Origin of the sequence: Caulobacter rhizosphaerae (assembly GCF_010977555.1) — a bacterium.
Lineage (GTDB): Bacteria > Pseudomonadota > Alphaproteobacteria > Caulobacterales > Caulobacteraceae > Caulobacter > Caulobacter rhizosphaerae.
Genome location: NZ_CP048816.1, coordinates 1 through 21,482 on the forward strand (window position 1 = coordinate 1; position 21,482 = coordinate 21,482).

General features: G+C 68.0%; 16 protein-coding genes. 12 read left to right on the forward strand and 4 right to left on the reverse strand.

The annotated features are described in order from the left end of the window. Positions 1–92 precede the first annotated feature (92 nt). From G3M57_RS26220 to G3M57_RS26255, 8 genes are all read left to right on the forward strand, one after another. Positions 93–977 (forward strand): DUF7146 domain-containing protein, encoded by an 885-nt coding sequence (locus G3M57_RS26220; protein WP_163233863.1) that lies wholly within the window; start codon positions 93–95, stop codon positions 975–977. Between the two features lie 87 nt (positions 978–1,064). Continuing rightward, a complete protein-coding gene (locus tag G3M57_RS26225) occupies positions 1,065–3,125 on the forward strand; it encodes a chromosome partitioning protein ParB (protein ID WP_230983872.1) in 2,061 nt (686 codons plus the stop codon). Between the two features lie 75 nt (positions 3,126–3,200). Further along, on the forward strand, positions 3,201–3,545 hold the full coding sequence (locus tag G3M57_RS26230) for a DUF7673 family protein (RefSeq protein WP_163233864.1): 345 nt from the start codon (positions 3,201–3,203) through the stop codon (positions 3,543–3,545). Between the two features lie 195 nt (positions 3,546–3,740). Then, the gene (locus G3M57_RS26235; RefSeq protein WP_230983870.1) at positions 3,741–4,493 is read left to right on the forward strand and encodes a JAB domain-containing protein; all 753 of its coding nucleotides are present in this window, start codon (positions 3,741–3,743) and stop codon (positions 4,491–4,493) included. 159 nt (positions 4,494–4,652) lie between these two features. Further along, on the forward strand, positions 4,653–5,282 hold the full coding sequence (locus G3M57_RS26240) for a GntR family transcriptional regulator (RefSeq protein WP_163233865.1): 630 nt from the start codon (positions 4,653–4,655) through the stop codon (positions 5,280–5,282). 111 nt (positions 5,283–5,393) lie between these two features. After that, a complete protein-coding gene (locus tag G3M57_RS26245) occupies positions 5,394–5,525 on the forward strand; it encodes a benenodin family lasso peptide (RefSeq protein WP_163233866.1) in 132 nt (43 codons plus the stop codon). A gap of 50 nt (positions 5,526–5,575) precedes the next feature. After that, a complete protein-coding gene (locus tag G3M57_RS26250) occupies positions 5,576–6,238 on the forward strand; it encodes a lasso peptide biosynthesis B2 protein (RefSeq protein WP_163233867.1) in 663 nt (220 codons plus the stop codon). Further along, on the forward strand, positions 6,238–7,968 hold the full coding sequence (locus G3M57_RS26255; RefSeq protein ID WP_163233868.1) for an asparagine synthase-related protein: 1,731 nt from the start codon (positions 6,238–6,240) through the stop codon (positions 7,966–7,968). The genes G3M57_RS26250 and G3M57_RS26255 overlap by 1 nt, the downstream gene beginning before the upstream one ends. Here the strand turns inward: G3M57_RS26255 and G3M57_RS26260 are convergent. From G3M57_RS26260 to G3M57_RS26275, 4 genes are all read right to left on the reverse strand, one after another. Continuing rightward, positions 7,965–9,974: an Atxe2 family lasso peptide isopeptidase gene (locus tag G3M57_RS26260; protein ID WP_163233869.1), complete on the reverse strand. Its 2,010-nt coding sequence runs from the start codon at positions 9,972–9,974 to the stop codon at positions 7,965–7,967. The genes G3M57_RS26255 and G3M57_RS26260 overlap by 4 nt on opposite strands. Further along, on the reverse strand, positions 9,968–12,883 hold the full coding sequence (locus tag G3M57_RS26265; RefSeq protein WP_230983869.1) for a TonB-dependent receptor: 2,916 nt from the start codon (positions 12,881–12,883) through the stop codon (positions 9,968–9,970). The genes G3M57_RS26260 and G3M57_RS26265 overlap by 7 nt, the downstream gene beginning before the upstream one ends. A 145-nt stretch (positions 12,884–13,028) precedes the next feature. After that, positions 13,029–13,985: a FecR family protein gene (locus tag G3M57_RS26270; RefSeq protein WP_163233871.1), complete on the reverse strand. Its 957-nt coding sequence runs from the start codon at positions 13,983–13,985 to the stop codon at positions 13,029–13,031. A gap of 56 nt (positions 13,986–14,041) precedes the next feature. After that, positions 14,042–14,599 (reverse strand): RNA polymerase sigma factor, encoded by a 558-nt coding sequence (locus G3M57_RS26275; protein WP_163233872.1) that lies wholly within the window; start codon positions 14,597–14,599, stop codon positions 14,042–14,044. A gap of 500 nt (positions 14,600–15,099) precedes the next feature. Here G3M57_RS26275 and G3M57_RS26280 point away from each other — a divergent pair, with 500 nt between their 5' ends. From G3M57_RS26280 to G3M57_RS26295, 4 genes are all read left to right on the forward strand, one after another. Beyond that, complete coding sequence (locus G3M57_RS26280) at positions 15,100–17,787, forward strand: TonB-dependent receptor plug domain-containing protein (protein ID WP_163233873.1); 2,688 nt, start codon at positions 15,100–15,102, stop codon at positions 17,785–17,787. Positions 17,788–18,306: 519 nt separating this feature from the next. Further along, positions 18,307–20,163 carry a class I SAM-dependent methyltransferase gene (locus G3M57_RS26285; protein WP_163233874.1) on the forward strand — a complete coding sequence of 619 codons (1,857 nt, stop codon included), beginning with the start codon at positions 18,307–18,309 and terminating at the stop codon, positions 20,161–20,163. A gap of 110 nt (positions 20,164–20,273) precedes the next feature. Then, the gene (locus tag G3M57_RS26290; protein WP_163233875.1) at positions 20,274–20,915 is read left to right on the forward strand and encodes a hypothetical protein; all 642 of its coding nucleotides are present in this window, start codon (positions 20,274–20,276) and stop codon (positions 20,913–20,915) included. Next, the gene (locus G3M57_RS26295; protein ID WP_163233876.1) at positions 20,912–21,481 is read left to right on the forward strand and encodes a hypothetical protein; all 570 of its coding nucleotides are present in this window, start codon (positions 20,912–20,914) and stop codon (positions 21,479–21,481) included. Before G3M57_RS26290 ends, G3M57_RS26295 begins: the two co-directional genes overlap by 4 nt. The last annotated feature ends 1 nt before the right edge of the window (position 21,482 follow it).

The following is a 21,482-nucleotide window of genomic DNA, read 5'->3' on the forward strand; positions in this document are numbered from 1 at the left end:
CCCGCGTGAACCGCCGATGGCTGGGCTGGCCGGAGGACCAAAGGCAGGGACCGGGCCGTCGGCCGTGTAAGACGGCGGCGGAGCCTGTCCCAATGTCCCTTCGAACCATCGTTCGCGCGCTGGGCGGCGACCTCTATGACGGCGGTCGCCGCGCCAATATCCCCGCGCCAGGCCATAGCCGGGCCGACCGCTCGGTGTCGCTCGTCGAGCGCGACGGCCGGTTGATCATCCACACGTTCGGCGATGGCGACTGGCGCGCCGTCCGTGACGACCTGCGGGCCCGGGGTCTTCTGACCCCCTCCGCCGCGCGGCCTCGCGATCCAGGCGGCGCGGCGCCAAGCCAGGCCCGAAGCGAGCGGGGCGACGCGCGCGTCCTGGTCGCCAAGGCCCTGTGGGACGCGGGTCGGCCGATCGAAGGTACGGTGTCGGCGCGGTACTGCCGGGGTCGCGGCGTCGCCGGCCCCCTTCCCGGCCCCCAAACGCTGCGCCATCACGACCGGGCGCCGGTGTCGGTCTACCGGGCGGGCCGGGCCGTCCGTCCGGCCCTGCTGGCGGCCGTGCGCGATCGCGACGACATCCTGACCGCCGTGGAGATCACCTACCTGACCTGGGGCGGGCGACGGGCCTTCGATCTGGCGCTGCCGCGCAAGACCGTGGGGATGCTGCCGCCGGGCAGCGCCGTGCGCCTGGACCCGGCCGCGCCGAACATGCTGGTGGCCGAGGGCGTCTTTACCGCCCTAGCGGCCAGGGACCGGTTTGGTCTGCCGGCCTGGGCCCTGTTGTCGACCTCGAACCTGCGGCGCTGGCGCGCGCCCGCGGGCGCGACGTCGGTCCTGATCGCCGCCGATCGCGGCGTCGACGGCGAGGCTTCGGCCGCGCGCCTGGCTCGGCTTCTGCACGCCGCGGGCCTTGTGACCCGGGTGGCGCTGCCGCCCGAGCCGTTCGGCGACTGGGACGAGGCGGCCGGCACCCCGTGAGCGGCCCGGCCGCAAAGGAAAAAGTCAGGGACGGCGCGGGCGCGCCAAGGGGCCTGGATCGGCTAGGTCCGGCGCTGGAGCTTCCCCATGTCAAAGTCCCGTATCGCCTCGGCCACCGCCGCGGCCGCCGTGGCCTCCTCGACCGGTCCGTTCCGCGACGGTCAGCAGATCCAGGTTCGCCTCGGCGATCTTGGTCTGGCGCCGGAAAACCTGCGCTTCGACGAGCCGGTCGACGACGATGTCGCGCAGATGGCCGACACCATGACCGCGGCCGGCGTACTGATCGAGCCGATCGTGCGGCCCGGCCGCAAGACCGAGCAGCCCTTCATGGCGCTCGATGGTCGCCGTCGGCGGATGGCCCTGCTGCTGCGCCTGGAACGCGGTGAAATCGACGAGGACTACCGCGTCACCTGCAAGCTGGCCGTCAGCAAGGCCGCCCAGGCCGCCGCCCTCGTCCTGCCCAACACCGAGCGCGCGCCGGTCCATGTCGCCGCGGTGATCCTGGCGATCGGCAAGTTCCGCAAGGCGAGGATGGACACCGAGGCCATCGCCAAGGCCCTGGGCTACGACCGGCTCGACATCCGCCGGCTCGAAGCCCTGGCCGGCGTCCACCCCAAGGTGCTCGACGCCTTCCGCCAGGGCCGGCTGACCCTCAAGCAGGTGCGCGGGTTCGCCCGGATTTCCGACCAGGCCCAGCAGGCCGAACTGGCCCAGACCGCGCTCGACGGCCATTTCCACGACTACCAGCTGCGCAACCTGGTGGACGCGGGACAGGTCACGGTCGAGGATCCCCGGTTCGCCTTCGTCGGCGCGGGACGCTATGGTGCGGCGGGCGGCCGCCTGACCGCCGATCTCTTCGGGGAAATGCCCGACAGCGTGCTCGACCCGGACGTCCTGGAGGCCCAGTGGCGCGCGCGGATCGCGCCGTTCGTCGCCGCCTTCAAGGACAAGGGCCTGGCCGTCTATGTCGGCGCGGACGCCGGTTTTCGAGCGCCCGACGGCTTCGAGACCCTGCCTTACGTCTATCACGGCGATCTTTCCCCGGCCCAGAAGACCGCCCGCGCCCTGGCCCGTGAACGGATCGAGGCTGGGCGGGACGCCGTCCGAGGCCAGGCGCTGGAAGACGATGCGGTCCTGCCGCTGATCCAAGAGGTGCTGGCCGCCTTCGGGGACCTGGCCCAGGCGGGCCTGTCGCGCGGCGAGCTGGGCGCGGTCCTGCTGTCGCCGGCCCCGGCACTCGGTGTCGACGCCACCTTCTACGCCTCCCCCGTGATGGAGGCGGACGAGGACGACGGCGACGAAGACGAGGACGCGTTCAACGATGACGACGAGCGAGCGCCCGAGCCCCCCGAACCGGCCGAGCTGATCACGCCCAGGGCCGTCGTCACGGTCGAGGGCGTCAGCCACGCACTGCACGAGGCGCGCACCGACTGGGCCACCCGCGGCCTGATCCGCGACCTGGCCGACGATCCGGGCGCGGCCCTGACCGTCCTGGTGGCGCAGCTCTTCAAGCTCCTGGCCCTCAAGAGCCACGTCTACCAGGGCGAGTCGGCGCTCAGTCTGAAGGCCGCAGGGTATTGCCGCGGGACCTTGCCGCCCCATCCGGCCCTCGATGGGGAGGTTCGTGGTCGGTTGGACGCCCGGCGCGCCGACTATCTGGCGTCCGGTCTGCGTCCGATCGCCTTCGTCGACAGCCTGGCGCACGGGGAAAAGATGGCGCTGCTGGCCGAACTCGTCGCTGTCGGCCTGGACCTTCGCGAGGCGCGAACCAGCCTCGTGCGCCACGGGGCCAGGGCCGAGGCCGCCGAGATCGCCGCCTTGTGCGGGGCCAACCTAAGTGTCCACTGGACGCCGGACGCGGCCTTCCTGGCGGTCCACTCCAAGACCCAGCTGTTGACCATGTTGGCTGAGATGGAGGTGGAAGACGCGCGCGTCGCCGGCCTGAAGAAGGACGAGCTGGTCGCCTTCGTGGCCGAGGCCGCCGCCGAACGGCGGTGGACGCCTTCGGTGCTGAGCTGGACGGTCGCGGCGACGCCGCAAGAGGCCGAAACGTCCGCCGCGGACACCCCGCAGGGCGATGAGCTGGCGGCTGACGCGCCGGCCGCCGGCGAGGCGGCCGAGCCGATGCCGGCGCCGATCGCGGCCTGATCCTGGCGAGCCCTCGTCGCTCGGCGGGGGCTCGCCTCATGCCGCTCTTGGCGTGGCGCGCGCATCGGCTTTTAGATGGCCGCGCCGGCGCTGGCCGGTCCCGGAGACTCTGGCGACATGGCGATGGACGAGGAGACGCAAGGCGCGCTCAGCCGGCTGCTGGCCCTGGCGATGGAGGATGATCCGGCCGGCCGCGTCGCGGCCGACCTTGTCCTGGCCTGGCTTAACGCCCGGCTGTTCGGAGGCTTCGATCCGACCCAAGCCTGGCTGCTTGATCCGGCCACGGCCGGCGATCTCGTGCGGGTGTTCACGTTCATCGCCAGCGCGCCCGTCCAGCCGGAGACCCTGATCGACGCGGCCGAACTGGCGGCCCTGGTGCGCCGCTGGCGGCCCGGCGCCTCGCCGTTCCCGGTAGGCTGATCGCGGATCGGCGTCCTCGTGAAATCATTAATTACCGGCCCCGTGTGTTCGTGCCGGTCGACAAACCGGCCGTCCTGGCCGCGGTGCTGGACAAGTGGCCGCCGCAGTCGGTCCTGGCGGCCTGAAAGCCGGAGGGGGGGCGGCCGGGTCGAGCGATCCGGAGCTTGGTCCGGCGCCGACAGCGCCGAGAGCGCCATGACCGCCTTTCCTCCCTCTTTGTCCACCGCGATCGATGTGTCCTCGCCGCCCGCCGCCCTGGCCGAGTCCGCCGGCGTCATGCGGTTTGACCGTACTGATGAGGACCGCGCTGGCAGGACGCGGGCCATCGCCCGCCGCTACGGCGTGGACATCCTCCAGGACGTCGAGCTCCTGACCCTGTGGCTGTCGCGCGCCGGCGTCGAAGATCCGGGCGCGGTGGCGGAGGCCGTCCTTGCAAGGTTTGGAAGCCTGACGGCGGTGCTGGCCGCCGATCGCGCCGAGCTTCTTCGCCATCTCGACGAGGACGCCGTCCTGGACCTCAAGCTGGCGCGGGAGGCGGCGATCCGCGTCGCGGCCGCCGTGCTCCCCGGCCGCTGCCTGCTGACGACCTCAGGCGCGGTTCAGGCCTATCTTCGCAGTTGCATGGCGGGCCTGCCGCGCGAGGAGTTCTGGGTGCTGTTTCTCGATCGCGCAAACCAGCTTCTGCTGAGCGAGCGGATGGGCCAGGGCACGGTCGACCATGCCCCGGTCTATCCGCGGGAGGTGCTGCGCAGGGCCTTGGAGATCGGGGCCAGCGCCATGATCCTCGCCCACAATCATCCTTCGGGCGACCCGAGCCCGTCCCGGCCCGACCTGGACATGACCAAGTCGATCGTCCAGGCGGCCGGCGCGCTCGGGATCAGTGTCTGGGATCACATGATCGTCGGTCGCGACAAGGTCCTGAGCCTCAAGGGCGAGGGCCTGATGTAGCCGGGCGCCCGCCCCTGGATTTCTCCGGAATGGATCGGCGCGGCGATCCGGGCATGATCCTCGCCCAAAATGGCGCGCCTTGAGCCGAGCCTTGGCTGGCCCGCTTGGCGCCGGGCGTGCGTGAAGTCGATCTTGTCCGCGCCGCCAAGGGAGCGGCGAATGATCGAAAAAGCAGGGACCGGCGAGCGGGTCTATCTGGCCATCAAGGCCTTCCTCCTCACCGACAGCGGCCATCGGCCGGGCGACCGGATCGAGGTCGCCGACCTCTGCCGCCGGGTCGGGGCCAGCGCCACGCCCGTGCGGGCTGCGCTTCATCGCATGGCCGGCGAGCGTCTGCTGGTCAGCCACCAGGGCGAAGGGTTTTCCGCGCCCCGTGTAACCGAGCCGGGTCTGTCGGACCTCTACCAATGGAACGCCGCCCTCCTGGTCAACGCCCAGCGCTCGGCGCCGTCCAACGCGCCGCCGCTGCGGACGCCGGACCTGGATCCGGCCGCCGCGCCGATCGCCTTTCTGGAGGCCCTTTTCTCCGCCTTGGCCGCCCATTGCGACAACCTCGAGGTCGAGTGGGCGGTCGCGGGGGCCAATGACCGGCTGCATCGTTGCCGCCGCGCGGAACTGGTGCTGGTGCCGGAGTTCGTCGAGGAACTGGGTGAGTTGGCAAGGCTCGTCATGTCCGGCGACCCCGTGGCGCTGCGCCAGGGCCTTTTGGCCTATCACCGCAAGCGCCTGCGCCTGGTGCCGGCTCTGGCGCGTCACCTGCACGGCCTGGGGGATCGCGAGAGTCGGTGATCCGGCGGGAATTTTCGCAAAATCCCGGTCTTATCCTCTGCGGGTTCTCGGTTCGCCATCGCATCCTTTGGTTGTCACGACCGGCGTGGCGACTTGAAAAAGGAGACTGTCATGGAACGGACCGAAGACCGCATCGACGACCTGATCGATCTGGGCGCCGTGAGCGTCGAGACCAAGGGCCAGTTCCCGGTTCGCCCCGAGCAGGGCATCGGCACGCTCAATCCCGGCCTGTCGGAAGACTAAGGCCGAAGGGGACCCGCCCTTGGCGGGTCCCCGCTGCCGGCTTGGCGCCCGTGCAACTGCGCGTTCCCGATCATCTGCGTTACTGCCAAGCGCAGGGCGGCTTGATGTTCCTGGATATTCGACGCGACCGATATTTCGCGCTGCCCCCGACCCTGGAAGCGGCGTTCCTCGATCTGGCTCAAGCGGGCTTCCGTGTTCCCGCGGAACCCCAGGACGCCGTCGATCAGCTTCGACGAATGGGGCTTGTCGAGATGGGGGCGCCTCCAGCAGCATCGACGCGGGTCGCTAAGAGGGCCAACGCCAGTTGGACCGACACGCCGCCTATCGTCGGGCATGGATCCCTCGTGGCCGGCCTGGGCGCCTTGCAGGCCGTGGTCGCGATGCGGCGACGCCTGGGCCGCCAGCGCCTGGAACTGATCCTCAATGCGTTCGCCGACCTTCGCGGCGATCGTCCCAACGCGACGCTTGGGGCCTTGGCGGAGCCGGTCGTGACCTTCGCCCGGGCGCGCCAATGGGCGCCGATACGGCCCGTCTGCCTGCTCGACGCTCTGGCCTTACTGGCGTTCCTCCAGCGGCGCGGTCTCCACGCCGATCTGGTGTTCGGGGTCATCCGGCAGCCCTTCGCCGCCCACTGTTGGGTCGAGGCCCACGGCGTAGTGCTTAACGATCGGCTCGATCGCGTGAACGAGTTCACGCCCATTCTGGTGATCTGATGCGCGGCGACTATGTCGTCATTCTGGGCGAGGGGCCGTTGGCCAAGGCGCTTCGCCACTCCCTTCAAGGCTTCAAGTCGGTGCTTGAAGCGCCGGGTGTCCTCGTACTGGCCGAACCGACCCTTGCGGTCGCGGCGCTCGGCGAGCGCGGCGTGGTGCTGGGGGCCGTATTTGCCAAGACGTCCCAGGCCCTGCCGGTCACTGCGTTTTCACCGTCCGCGACCGTGGACATCGTCCAGACCGCCGGCCAATGGCTGATCGACAATGTCTGGGGTGGTTATCTGGCCGTGATCGCCGATCCCGCCTCGGGCGAGGTCCAGATCCTGCGCGATCCTTCAGGCGCCCTGCCGTCCTATCGACTACGCCACGAGGGACTGACGGTGTTCTGTTCCCGCCTGGATCTGGTCCTCGAGGCCGGCCTTTCGCGTCCGGTGCTCGACTGGGCCAGTGTCGGTCAGATCCTGGCCTATCCACATCTGCGCGGACGCCGTACGGGCCTGCGGTCGGTCGATGAACTGCTGCCCGGCGAGCGCGCGACGGTGCGAAGCGACCATGGGACGTCTTGGACATCGGTTTGGTCGCCGTGGCCGTTCGCCGATCCGGCGGCGGCGTTCACGACCCCGGAGGAGGCGGCGCGCGCGGTGCGAGAGGCTGTCGATCGGAGCGTTCAGGCCTGGGCGTCGATCTCCTCGCCGCTGATCCTGGAGCTGTCGGGCGGGCTGGATTCCTCGATCATCGCCGTCGCGCTGGCCGACACGCCGGCGGCCACCTTCGTCAATTTCCATACCCAGGCCGCCGAGGCCGACGAGCGAAACTACGCCCGAAAGGCGGCCCAAGCGGCCGGGCATGGGCTGGTCGAGCGGCTGGTCGACGTCAGCGGCGTGGATGTGCGACGCGCGCGCCCTGGACGTCATGCGCGCCCCGCGGCCCAGGCTCTGCTGCAGCCCATGGAGGCGGTCTTCGCGCAGATGGGCCGCGACGGCGCCGCTGCGGCGTACTTCAGCGGTCTGGGTGGTGACAATGTCTTCTGCTCACTGGCCACGGCCGCGCCGGCCACCGACGCCCTTTTGTCCTTCGGGCCGGGCCGTCGCTTTCTCGCCGCCTTGGCCGACCTCGCGCAGCTTCACCAGGCTTCGCTGTGGGAGGTGGTGCGTCTGGCCGCCCTCAAGGCCGTAAGGCTCAGGCGAGGATTGGGTGTCGCCCCGATCACGACGCTCCTGACGCCAGACGCAGAGGTGGCCGCACCCGACCATCCCTGGCTCGACGCGCCCGCCGGCATGCCGCCGGGCAAGCAGGAGCATGTCGCCAGCATCCTGGTCGCCCAGGGGTTCCTGGATCGCTACGAGCATGCCGCCGTGGCCCCGGTCTGTTTCCCGCTCTTGTCGCAGCCGGTTCTGGAAGCCTGTCTGCGTGTCCCGACCTGGATGGCGATCCGAGGCGGGCGCAATCGCGCCGTGGCCCGCGACGCCTTCGCCGACCGACTACCGGCCGAGATTTATCGTCGTCAGACCAAGAGCGGGCTCAATGTGTTCATGGGCGCGGTCTTCGACCGCAACCGCGCCGCCCTCGCCGAGCAGTTGGTTCGTGGTTGGTTGGCCACGGCGGGATTGATCGATGGCCGCGCGGTGCGCGAGATCCTCGAGGCTCCAGCGCCTGGCGGTCTGGACATGACGCGAGTACTGTACTTCGCCGACGTCGAGGCCTGGGCGCGAACCTGGGGCCAGACCTAATCGCCTCTGGCCTTTCGGGCCATGGCGTCCCAGCGTTGATACTGCTCGACTTTGGCCGGATCCGGATCGCGATAGTCCTGCAGCCAGTAGCGGAACCAGTCGAGGTTTCTGCGGTAGGCGGCCAGGCGATGGCGCGGCTGGGCCAGCACGTGACGTTCCTGGGGAAAGACATAGAGCTCGACCGGCGTGCGGCTGTTGGACAGCCGGGCGAACAGTTCCATCGTTGGCCGAAATTCCTGCTCGGGAAGCTGCATGAGAAGAGGCGCGGTGATGTGCTCGGTGTCGAGCGCCGCCGAGACCACCTTCCAGCGCTCTGGCGTCGCCTCGGGCGCGCCCAGTTTCCAGGCGCGGGCCAGGCCGTCGTGGATGTCGCGTCCGGCGACGCCGTTGAGCCAGTAGTAGGCGGGCTCGACCTGCAGGGACGCGATCGAAGCGGCGGCCAGAAGCTTGGTATGGCGCGCCACCCACATCGTCACCTCGCTGCCCATGCTCAGCGCGCCCATGCCCACCTTAGTCCGATCGATCAGACCTTGCCGGTCCAGCAACTCGACCGCCGCGGTCACACCCTCCAGGCCCGATTGGTAGTCGGCGACCATGTCGAGGTCCGCGCTCAGTGCGCGCGTGGGGTTGACGCAGAGCGCGGCGATACCCGCCTGGGCTAGGGCGACCATCGGCCACTCGTCGCCGACGCCGCCGCGCAGATAGCCTTCGCAGCGATAGTAGTTGATGAACAGCGGCGTGCGGCGGGATCCGGGGGTGCGGACCAGCTGGCCGGAGAAGGTGCGTCCCTTGGCGTCCCGCCAAATCAGGGTTTCGGCATGCACCGCGCCATCATTGGGGGCGCTGCCGTTGGGGGCCGCCAGCACGACGCGACGGCCCGTGTCGATCGCGATGCGTTCCAGCCGAGGCGGGCTGAGCGCCCGGGCCGCGACGCAGACCAGGGCCTCCGCGCCGACCGCGCAGGGCGTTCCGAACATCCCGCCGCCCAGTTGCCCGAGATCCTCGGCAATCCTGCGAACGCCGCCGCCGAGAGACCAAAGATAAAGATTGGAACGCAGCGCCACGTCGCTGGTGGCGAAGACGACTTGGTCGCGACCCGGCCGCCAGGCGATCCAGGTGGGGGATTGGCTACGGCAGACCCCGCCACAGGACAGGATCGCACCGTCCGGCCGGACGACCTCCAAGGTCATCCGACCGTCACGCCAGACGAGCCGGGCGTGACCGAAGCCTCCCGACGACGAACTGGCGATCACGTGCTCGGCGGCGAAGACGTCCGGAGGCGCGGGCCGTGCGGCGTCCGCAGGAGCCGCCGTGAGCGCCTGGGTGGCCAGATCCAAGCGCTTGGTGGTTTCGGGGGTCTGGCCCAGCAAGGCGTCGCGCTGGAACCAGCGGCCGGACAAGCGCTCGGGAGCCATGCGGCCGTTGAGCTCGACGGCGCCGAACAGAGCCTGGGAGGGGTCGATGGTGTGATCGATGCGCACGCCGCTGTCGTATAGCGCCCGTTCGGCGTCGAGACCCTGCGCGCGTGTGGCGCGGACCACATAGGTCAGGTGGTTCCCGTCGAGTGAGAACTGATCGACGTCGGCCTCGTCACGCGTGACCGCCTGGCTTCCGGCCGCGTCAGCGCGCGATCGCCAGACCTGGACCTGTCCGTCGATCAAGGCGCGATAATAGAGGTAGCGGGAATCACCCGACCACACCGGGGCCTCTTCCACCGGAACGCCCTCAGCCTTCCACAACGCCTGACCGCCGTCCCCGACCTTGCGGGCGGCCATGCTGGCGTCGAGAGGCGCGATCCACCAGCTCAGACTATAACGATTGCTGTCCAGCGAGGCCGCGCCTTGCCGGAACGCCACGCTTTGGCCATCCGGAGAAATGACGGGCGTGGCGATATCGACCGTCTCGATCAGCGCCGTCAGCGAGGGCTGCGGGATCCGCGCGGTCGGCGTCGGCGGCGTGGAGGCCAAGCCGACCGCGACAAGCGCTCCGGAAAGCCAGATCACCATGACTTGGTGATCTCCAGGGCGACGCGCCGGCCGCTGGGATCGGCCTTCTCGCCGTCATAACCGATGGCCGAGACCACGGTGCGCATCTCCGCGAAGGGCGGATCCCGGTCGAAGAGATTGGTCGCGGTCAGGGCCAGCCGAACACCGCGCAAGCGCGGGGCGTTATCAGGAACAGTGTAGGCCAGTTGAAGATCGGCCGTCGTCCAACTGTCGACCCCCTGGCGGGGTGAGACCGTCTGGTTTTCGTAGTTCGAGGTGAAGTTGACGAAGCCCGTCACTGTCCAAGGGCCCCGGCTCCAGCCAGCGCGACCGCGAAGGCGCAGGTCGGTTGGATTGCCGACCGTGCCAACGACGTCGACGGTGGGCGAAGTGTTGGTCACCTGTTGGTCTATCGAGAAGATGTAGCTGCCGGACAGGCCCAGGTTGATGTCGCCCCACGGGGCGGAAATCGCGTAACCGACGTCGAGATCCAGGCCGCGCTGGCGCACCCGCGACAGATTGCGGTTGCGCAGATCGACGATAGCGGTCACCGCCGAGGCGGCGATGCCGCCGGGATTGTAGAGCAGCGGACTGGTGTAGTAGGCGGCGATCGTCGCCGCCGACGGATGGTCGTCGATCACCTCGCCATAGAGATCGCGTTCGATCAGAATGTTGAACGCGTTGGCGTTCACATTGGCGATCCGGTCGCGGTAGTCGATGTCGTAATAGGTCGCCGAAACATTCAGGCCCGGGATCTGGCTTGGCTTATAGGTCAGACCGGCGGTCCACGTCGTCGCTTGCTCGGGATCCATGTCGGGCGCGTTCCCCAGCAGCGTCAGCACCGTGGTGTTTCCCGACGGCGACTGCGGATCGGTCAGGACCGACGGTTGATAGGCGTTGACGGACGGGCCCTGGCGCAGGTCCTGAAAGCTGGGCGCGCGGAAGGATGTCCCATAGCTGGCCCGCAACAGCAGATCCGTCGTCGGCCGCCAGTCCAGGCCGATCTTGGGATTGGCCGTGGATCCGACGTCGCTGTAACGCTCGATCCGCCCCGCGACCGAGAGGTCCAGGGCCTGGATGCCGCTCACGCCCATGGTGGGGCTGACGAGCGGCGCGCGTAGTTCGGCATAGACCGCGGTGATGTCGCGTGTTGGGGGATATTCGGTCTGCGCCGTAAACGGACTGGCGCCGAACAGCAGGTAGGTCGAGGACTGAGTATAGCGCTCGGACCGTCGTTCCGCGCCGAGGGCGAGCCGGATTTGCCCGGCTGGCAGGGAGGCTAGCGGACCCTCCGCCCGCACGCCTGCCGACCAGGTCTTGAACAGGCTCTGGCTGGCGTACCAGCCACGCACCGCGTCGATGGTCGCCCTTGGCGTCGAGCCTGGATCGCCAAAGACGTTGTAGGCGGTTGCAGGGTCGCTATCGGCCAGAGCGGCGGCCAATACGCTGCCGTTGGGTCCGTAGTTGTCGATCCGGTAGCGTTCCTGCTGTCGCGCCAAACCCCCTTGAACGGTGGCCGACCAGTCGCCGAGTTCCCGGGTGACGCCGGCCAAGCCATTGAAGGCGCGGACGCGGCCATTGGTATGGGTCGCGCCCAGATCTCCGGTGAAATCGTAGCGTACGAGGACCGGGTCGGTCCCGCCCAAGGGGTTGATATAGAACGGGTTGCTGGAGGGCACGCTGACGGTCAGGCGGTTGCCGCCGAGTATGCGCTGGTCAAAGGTTCTCTGGGCCGCCAGGCCTTGGACGAAGACGCGCGTATGGGCCGACAGGGCCTGACGGCCCGACAGGTAGAGGCTGTGGCGACGTTGCTGGGGCAGCAGGTCGGCGTTTCGATAGGCGTCGGAAACGTTGTCCTGGCCGACGAGCAGTTGGTCGACGGTCAGATTCCCGCCGTCCTGGCCGGCGGGAATGGCGTAGCTCTGACCGCCGGCCAGGATCGTGCCGGGCGCGGCGTAGGGTTGGCGGTAGTCCGCGCCGCCGAACGCCCGAAGATCCTCGGTGGCGAAGGCGCGCGTGTCGGCCGCCAGCGCCTGGCGGTCGTAATACTCGTAGGCGAGCGTCGCGCCGCCGGCGCCCCAGATCTTGCCCAAGACAAGGCTGGCCTGGACCTCTCGCGCCTCGCCGTCGGCCGAGCCATACCGAAGGCGCGTCTCCGCGCCTTCGAAGCGATCGCGCATCACGAAATTGACCACGCCAGCCACGGCGTCGGAGCCGTAGAGCGCCGAGGCCCCGTCGGCCAGGACTTCGACCCGTTCGAGGGCCGAGGCGGGGATCACCGAAAGGTCGGTGAAGGTTCCGGCGATGCCGGCTCCGGCCGGACGCACGCCGTTGATCAGCACGAGGGTGGAATTGGAGCCCAGACCGCGCAGATTGACGCCGGAACCCATGGCCGTGTTGAACGGCGCGCCGTTGCGGCTGCTGGTCCCGGAGGTCGTTTCGCCTGGTCCGCCGCCAAAGTTCTGCGGCACGCTCTGCAAGATCTGCTGGGCGGTCGAGAAGCCCGCACGGTCGATATCCTGGCGCGTGATGACGATCGGATCGCCGCCGACCGGCGCCGCGCCTCGGATCCGCGTCCCGGTGACCACCAGTTCCGACAGCGTCTCAGCGACGCTGTCATGCGGCTCCCCCGGCGTGGTCTCGGCCGACGTCCGGCGCAGGACGAGCTTGTCGCCGACCGGGACAAGGGTGAGGCCCGTGCCGGCCAGCAGGCGGTCGAACGCCTCGTCGGCGGTGAAACGGCCCTTGAGGGGCGGAGCGGTCTTGCCGACCACCAGCGCCTGGGAGACGACGACTTCGCGACCGCTGGCCAGGGCGACCGCCGAGAGGGCCTGACCAAGATCCTGGCGGCCAAGGTCGAAGGTCTGGGCGGGTCTGGCGGCGGGACGAGTCTGGGCTGCGGCGGTCCCGGCCAGGGTCAAGGCGAGCATAGCAGCGCTGGCGAGCAGGCAGCGTCGGGTCGAGATCGAGAACATATATTCCCCCAAGGCGCGTGGACCGCGCGTTTCCTGGGGCGAAAGACGAGGGGCCGGGACCACACCCCCCAAAAAAATTCACGGACCCGTCACACGACCGTCAGGCCGCCAGCCGTTTGAGGACCAAGTCGCCCCCGGGCGCGGTTTCGACGGTCAGCCCGAAAGCCGCGGCCAGGGCGCGGGCCAGGCCCTCGGATCCCGTGACCCGGAAGACACCCGTGATCTTGAGCGACCCCAGGCCCGGCTCGCCGAACCGGATCTTGCGGGCGTTGTAGCGATTGGCGATGGCCACGACCTGGGCCAGCGACGCCTGGTCGAACCGCCGAAGTCCCGAGGGCCAGCTGGCTTCCACGGCCGAGGCGGGTTGCACGCCGCGGGTCTTAAGGTCCGGCCCCAGTCGGGTTAGTCGACCCGCTTGCAGGACCGCGACGTCAGCCTTGCCGCCGCGCGGCGCCAGGGTCGGACTGCCGGCGATCACCGTGACGTCCACCTGAGCCTCCGGCGCCAGGGCGAGGTCGAAAGTGGCGCCCTTGGCGGAGATGGTCAGCTTGCCGGCCTCGACGGCCAGATCGCCGCCGGCGCCGATGATCCGCGCCCGGCCCCGGTCGAGGCGCACGACCTGGCGGCCCGCCCGCTTCGAGACCGCCGCGTCGCTGTCGGTGTCGAGGATCAGGCGCGCGCCGTCGGCCAGGGCGACGGTGCGGATTTCGCCAAGCTGGGTGACATAATGGTCCCGGGCGTACCCGGTCCGCCAGCCGACAGCACCGAGCGCCGCGGCCGCGACGACACAGGCGGCCAGGGCCATGGCGGCCTTGCCGGCGTGAGCACGGCCACGAGGTTGGCGCTTGGCCAGGCGCAGATCGCTCAGGCGCGACTGGCCCAGGATCGCCGCGTCTTCGAAATGGTCGCTCAGGCGCTGGTAGGCCTTGGCGTGGGCGGCGTCGGCGCGCCAAGCGTCGAACGCGGCCTGGTGCGTCTGGGCGTGTGGCCCGCGCATGCGCGCGAACCACGCGGAGGCCTCCTGGCGCAGGCGCTCGTCCTGGTCGTTCGCCGTCATGCCGCGACCCGCTTCACGTTTCGTCCCTGCCCCATGCGTCCGTTCAGTCTGGCCGGTCATGCCTTGGAGAGGACGCGGTCTAGATGAGCGATGGCTTTGCTCATCTGCTTTTCGACCCCGCCGAGGCTCATGCCAAGGTTCTTGGCGATCTGGGCGTAGGTGAGCCCGTCCAGGCGATGAAGCAAGAAGATCTCTCGCGTCTTGGGCTTGAGCTTCATCATCGCCGCCTCGTAGCGAGCCAGGGTCTGACTGGCCACCAGGGCCTGGTGCGGGTCGCTGTCGTTGGCCGCCCGCAGGTCGGGCGGCAAGGGCGCGAGCGAGCGTTCGATACGGCCCGAGGCGCTCTTGGCCCGGTCGCGCAGCAGGTTCAAGGAAATGCGCTTGAGGTAGGCTTCAGGGTTTTCCAGCGCCTGCTGCTCGCTGGCACGGGTCAGGCGCAGGAAAGCCTCTTGGACCAGATCCTTGGCCTCCTCGCGATCGGTCCGCCGGGCCAGCAGTCTGGCCAGGCGCGGGCCATAGCTGCGGAACAGCGCGTCGATCTGGCCGCGATCGCGGCGGAGCGGCTCGTTCGGGGTGTCGTTCAGGTGGAAGGGGTCGAGCAGGAGGTCGGTCATCGGCCTTCCTTCCTGTGCGGATCGATGGCGGGCGTCGTCACCAACCCGCCGTTGCTATGCTGGCCAGCGGCCATGTCTCGCCTCCGTGAGGCGCCGCCCGACGAAGGTCGGGTCGTCCTTGAGACCATGGCTTGAGCAGCAGGGCGCGCGTCGTCGTCGACGCCTCTCGCGCAGGCGCGCCGGCCGCGCCGGGTGACGTCCGGACGCGGAGCGGTTCTATCAAGCGAGGTTCTCACGCCTCGACGCCGCGCTTTCAGCGGCGCGCCCGGAGTCTAGAACGCGGTTTCGCGGCTTGGCAAGGCTGGGCGATGGACGCGCCAAGGCGGGTGGGGGGCCCTGGCTGAGAGTGGCGGCGCGAACACGCTCCATGAGTTTGAAGCGCCCTCAAAAACATGCGGTATTGACTGCCTCTTATTTTTTGGGAAGGTCATCGCAACGATAACAGCGGGTTGGGACACCCAACCCCCAGGGGTGGAATGATGCAAAAGCCGAGCAATCAAATGCGCGCCTTGTTTTGCGGCGCGGCGCTTTTCGTTCTGGCGGGAGCCGCCCAGGCTCAGACCACGTCGCCCGCGACCCAGGATCCGGCCGACGTGACGCAAGTCGGGGAAGTGGTCGTCACCGGCACCCTGATCCGCGGCGTGGGCGAGACCGGCAGCAATCTCATCACCCTCAACGACGAGACGATCACCGCCACCGGCGCGGCGCGCGTTTCGGACGTCCTGGCCGACATCCCGCAGGTGACGAGCAATTTCAACAAGCTGCCGACCTATGACACCGCCGGCGTCATGGTCAACCGCCCCGACATTCGCAATCTGACGGGAGCTTCCGCGGCCTCCACGACCCTGGTGCTGATGGACGGCCATCGCATGACCCCGGTCGGCGGGTTCTCGGCGGCCGATCCCGACGTCATCCCGCCGGCGCTGCTGCAGCGGGTCGAGGTCGTGCCCGACGGCGGCTCGTCGACCTACGGCGCCGACGCCGTGGCCGGGGTGCTCAACTTCATCACCAAGCGACGTTTCGATGGCGTGCAGGTGGAAGGTCACTACGGCGTCGCCGATAACTATGCCAGCTATGACGCCTCGATCACCGGCGGCAAGGCGTGGAGCACCGGCTCGATCTACGGCTCCTACAGCTACGCCCACCACGACCGCATCCTCTATAGGGACCGCGACTACGCCGTCGAGACCCAGCCCAACCTCGGCTATTGCCCCAAGGGCACGGTCTATACGGCGAATGGCGCGACGGTTCTGGCCCCGATCCCGTTCGTCCCCTGCAGCACCATCGACGGCGGCACGATGCTGCCCGAGGAGACCCGTCAGACGGTGTTCGTCGGGCTCAACCAGGATCTCAGTGACAGGGTCACCTTCGACCTGACCGCCTTCAAGACGCGTCGCGAGGCCGAGGGTCTGGTCGACCTCGACAAAGGCCGCGCCGAGGCCACCGTCTGCCATCCGCTCGTCGGCGCGGCCTGCGCGGCCGCGGGCGGTACGCTCTACCCGGCCTTCGCCTCGGTGGGGGGAGAGCTCGCCCAGAAGGTCCGCTTCTCGTTCTCCGACGTCCAGAGCAGCCGTTCGTCGAACCAACTGGACGTCTACCAGATCACCCCCGAGCTGAAGGTGAAGCTGGGCGGCGACTGGCAGATCCGCGCCCTGGGCAGCTGGGGCGCCTCCAAGACGACGGGCCGCTCGCCGACCTTCGATCCGGCCAAGCTGAACGCCGCCGTCGCGGCCGGCACGCTCAACATCTACAACGTCGATCTCACGGCGCCGGCCGTGCTGCAGGGCATCTTCGCCAATAACTACGTCCAGTACAAACAGGAGCTGGGCGACCTGCGCGTGATCGCCGACGGCCCGCTGTTCACCTTGCCGGGCGGCGAGGCCCGCCTCGCCGTCGGCGCGGAATATACGGACGAGACCTTCGAGGGCGCCTTCCAGGTCATCGCGCCGCAGGACGAGGCTAGCGCCCGCCGCACGCGCGGTGATCGCAACGTCAAGTCGGCCTTCGCTGAACTCAACGTGCCGATCGTTGGCGACGGTAACCGCGTGACGCTGATCCACGCCCTGACGCTCTCGGCTTCAGCGCGCTACGACTCCTATTCGGACGTCGGCGACACCACCAATCCGCGGGTGGGCCTGACCTGGCAGCCGGTGGACTGGATCAATGTCCGCACCAGCTGGGGCGAGTCGTTCACCGCCCCGGCCATGGGCGACCTGCACGCGCCCGACTCCCGCTACGTGGTCGTCCCGGCCAGCGACCTGGCGTTCCTGGATCCGACCCTGGCCGGCGGTCCGCCCAGCCCGGTCCCGGGCATCACCCTGGCCCAGCTGGGCTACTACCTGCGCCCGTCCGTGGCGGTCGTGGGCGGCAACACGGACCTCAAGCCCCAGACTGCGGAGACCTTCTCGGCCGGCTTCGACGTCTCCCCGCCGGTCGCGCCGGGCTTGCGCTTTGGCGTGACCTACTACAAGGTCAAGATCAAGGATCAGTTCAACCTGGTCGCCGGGGCCATCACCCAGCTGTTCACCAATCCGGCGCTGGCGTCCTACTACATCCGCAACCCGACCCTGGCCCAGGTGACCGCCATCGGCGGCGCCCTGCCCGTCGATGGTCCGCCCCTGTCGACCGTCTTCACCGGCGCCGGTCCGTCCTACTACATCGACCTGCGCCGCCATAACCTCGGCATGGCCAATCAGGACGGTCTGGATTTCTCGGCAAGCTACGATCACGCCACGGGCTTTGGCAGCATCTTCGCCAAGGTCGGCGGCACCTACATCCTGGGCCGCGAGGAATCCCCCATCACGGGCTCGCCGATGGTCAGCGTCATCGACGACGACATCAGCCGCCTTGCGCTCTCGACCTCGTTCGGCGCCAAGGCCGGCGGGTTCACCGGCCAAGTGACCTGGAACCACTCGGCGGGCTATTCGCTCTCGACGCCCGCTTCCGGAACGGCCGGTCCCCCCCAGACCAAGGTCGACGGCTTCGACACGGTCGACCTCTTCGGCTCCTACGACTTCAAGGGCCAGGGCTGGACGAACGACCTGTCTCTGACCGTCAACATCGGCAACCTCTTCGACGAGGACCCGCCGTTCTACAACAACACCCAGACGCTCGGCTCGGCCAGCGGCTACACCAATGGCGGCACCCTGGGCCGGTTCTTCCAGGTGGGTCTGCGCAAGCACTTCTAGAGATCGCCGCCGAGCCTTGATCGAAGGAGCCCGCGCCTATCCTGGCGCGGGCTCTTGTCGCATCTGTCCGTCTTTTCCAGATGGGTTTACTGAGCCCGAAGGCGCGGCTCGATCCGCCCGCCGCGAAAACGCCGCTCGCCGAGGGACGGAAGGCGCCAGAAGCGGAAGTTGGCTTGCCTCCAGTAATGCGACGTTCAGGGGGAAGGGTAATGGCGACCTCATCCGGTGATCGTTAGGCCCGTTCTCCGGTCGCACTTCCCTGCATCAGTGAGATGCATTGACGCACGCATCATCAAGCTGCGGCTGGGCTGCGCCACTGGCCCTGCTGACCTAACTTCGTCCCCTGATCTGGGCCCGCAGGCCTGAACTCGAGACCGCTCCGCGCCGCCTGGCGCAAGGCACTCTTGGCGCTCAGCGGGCAGGGAGCGGACAGCCAGGCACTCCACGTGCGCCAGCGCGCTTCCAACACCCATGGTTGAGGTTTATATCGAGCGCCACCATTCGCTTTGAGAGACGCCGATGTCCCAGACGCAGCCGCCCGCCTACGATCAACCCACCAAGGCGGTGGCGCGTCGACGCTCTCTGGCCCACGCGATCGAATTGATGACATCCCGGCGCGAGGCCGCTGCGGTCGTGCCGGCCAACCATGTCGAACGCGTGCGTCAGGCCCTGCTGGACAGCGATATGCGTGGCGACGCGTGGGCGGGAGACAATTGCGATCCCGACGATATCGCCTCCTGGCGCAGCTTTCGGGCCGCCGCCATTGGAACGCGGACACCTCAGGAGATCTCCGTCGCTTATCTGGCCGGGCCCGAACCCCACAACGACTTGGAGGTGCTACTCGAGCTGGGCGTGCGCCCCGAGAATATCTGGGCCTTCGAGGTCGACAAGAAGATCGCCGCCCAGGGCCTGGACACGCTTCGGGATCTGAAGGCGCGCGGCGTCAAGTTCATCCCGGCCAGCATCGAGGACTACTTCATCGCCACGCCCCGGCGGTTCGACATCATCTATTTCGACGCCTGTGGTCCATTCCCCAGTAGGAACTCCGACACCGCGCGGGTCCTGGCCACCCTGTTCCGCCACAGCGCTCTTGCGCCGTTGGGCGTGCTGGTCAGCAACTTTGCACGGCCCGACATCAACAAAACCGAGGAACTGGCCCGCTTCGGCTTCTTGGTCGGTGCCTACCTCTACCCCAAGAGCTTCCTCGAGTCGGAAGGCGGTGGAAGCGTCGAAGGTCCCGAGGCCGACGGCTTCCTCTTCAACCCCTCGGCCGAGGTGACCGACGAATGGGGTGATGGCGAGCCGCCCGCCGATTTCCTCGACGAGGTGAAGGCCAACTTCGAACGCTACTACGGCCTCTTCATCACGCGCAGCCTTATGGACCTGGCCACGATAGTCGCGCCAATGACCAGGCTGCTGAGCGGCGATCTCTGGAAGATCGCGTTCGACAAGGACCTCACCGCCGCGATCGCCCGCGGCCGGCGTTTGGTTATCTTCAACGAAGAGGCGTTCAGGGGCGGCGACGACGAGGCCGAGGCCGAGGTGGCGGAAGCGGTCCAGCTCAGCGCCGAGGACGTCGAAAAGCTCGCCTTGGACGAGGTTGCCACTGACCCGGTCCAGATCAGCGCCGACGCCGTCGGCCAGCCCGCCGGAGCCAACCATCTAGACTCCGATGGCGACGCCATCGTCCATCCCGACTTCAACTCGCTGCTCTGGACCCTGGCGGCCTGCGGCTACTACCCGGTGGACGTCAATTTCCGCGCGCCGCCGGCCGATGCCAAGGCTCTGTTCAACCCGTGGCGCAACGCGCTGATCGGCAAGCCAGCCGGCGGCTGCCATCCGCTCGAAGATCTGATGGCCATTTACTATGCTTGGCGTCACGACCCGCAGCTGTGGTCGGAAGCCATGCGACGGATCGCCGACTTTCCGTATAGGGAGAAAATGCCCTTCCTTTGCGACGTGCCGACCGAGGAGCTGGGCTTCTACCCGGCGTTCGCGCAGCTGGCCTACCCGACCCATCCGAATGTGCGCGAAACGCGGCGCTTCCGATACGTCGCCGAAGGCAAGCAGACGCCGATGTTCATGGACGTCATCGCCTTCGACGAGTGCCGCTACGTATATGACTGGCTGTCAGCCCTGCACCTAACGCCGGAAGACTGGGGCGACCTGTCGGCGCAGCTGACCTTCCGCTTCGCCCTCGACGGCATCGCCAAGGATAAGCGCTGGATGGGCGACGATTTCCTTTACGGGTGTCACGTCGTGGGCGAGAACGCCGCTTTCCCGACCAGCGATCTGCAACTGCGCGAGGATCTGTCGCCGGGCGAGCCACAACCGTCTACGTCGGTCGACGACGATCCGCCCGCCCCTGCCTCTTGATCAGGCCAGCCCGCCCAGCGCTTGCAACAGTTGGGGGACGGGCCCATTTTTGAACCAATGGACCACAGAATTCGGATATGCTTCCTCTGCGCCGTTAGGGGAGATTGGACATGATCAGCACGACTCGATTCGCTGAGGCGCTATCTTCACAGTCAGGATCGGCGCTTGAAAACCGGCCTCTCGTTCAAGGGGTCCACAACGTCGTCGTCCCGACCGTAGGTATGATCGTTCCCAATTGGCTTCTAGTCGTCCCGCGCAGTCACACGCTGAACTTCGCCCAACAGACGTCCGCCGCGCGCCTTGAGTCCGAACTGATGATCCGGAACCTTTCGCACGAAGTTGCCGGATTGGATCTCGAGACCGTCGTACTGGAGCATGGTCCTGCAGTTGTGGAATCGGCGGTGGGCTGCGGCGTCGATCATGCCCACCTGCACGTGCTCCTGCTGCAGCGCGGGTTTGCCGATGCGCTCTGGCAGCGTATCGAAACCGACTTGGAGGCTGAGCCCGAGGCCACGCCTCTGGATGCTCTCCATCGCGAGATTGACGCCAACAGCGCCTATTACCTCGCTTGGCGCAATGGATCGCGCCTGCTTGAGCAGCCCGTTAAAGCAGAGGTGTCGCAGCGGTTCCGCAAATTGGTCGCTCAGGCGGCAGGCGTTGCGGATCAATGGGACTACCGAATTCACCGGTTCGACGAGAATGTTTGGCAAACAGTCACCGCCTCACAACACCGGCGCGCGTTGGCCGCTTGAGCGGCGAGGATCCAAATACCGTCGCACCGCCGGTCGTTCGACCGGATGGACGTGATCCGTGGCAGTGGGAAACCAAGTACGCGGAGGTCGCTACGCAGATTTGGCGCGAGGCGAAGATTCTGGGCACCTATCTCGCGGTTTTCGGAACTCTGACCCTCCTGGTCTTCGCCTTGGTAGCCGATCCTGCCTATCCAGCCGGTTCATCCGCACAAAACGCAGTGTTCTATCTTAGGCGGCACGACCTGTTGGTGTTTTTTGTCGGGTCTGTCGGGGCGGTAACGTTCGCCATTAAATGGCTGGTGCATTCGGTAGCCAAGGGTCTCTGGCATCAGGACCGTTTTTTGTGGCGGATCTTTGTACCGCTCACCGGGGGCATTTACGCACTTGTCGTGCTGGGTTTGGTCCAGGCCGGACTGATGGGCGGGCAGAAGGCTGCTGACGCAAACGTGACGTCGCTGACCAGGGATCTGGTCCTGGCGTTCCTGGCCGGATATTTCGCCGACGGCGTTAGCGGCCTGCTCTCAAATGTCGCCAATGCGATCTTCGGGCAGGTGGACAAGAAATAGC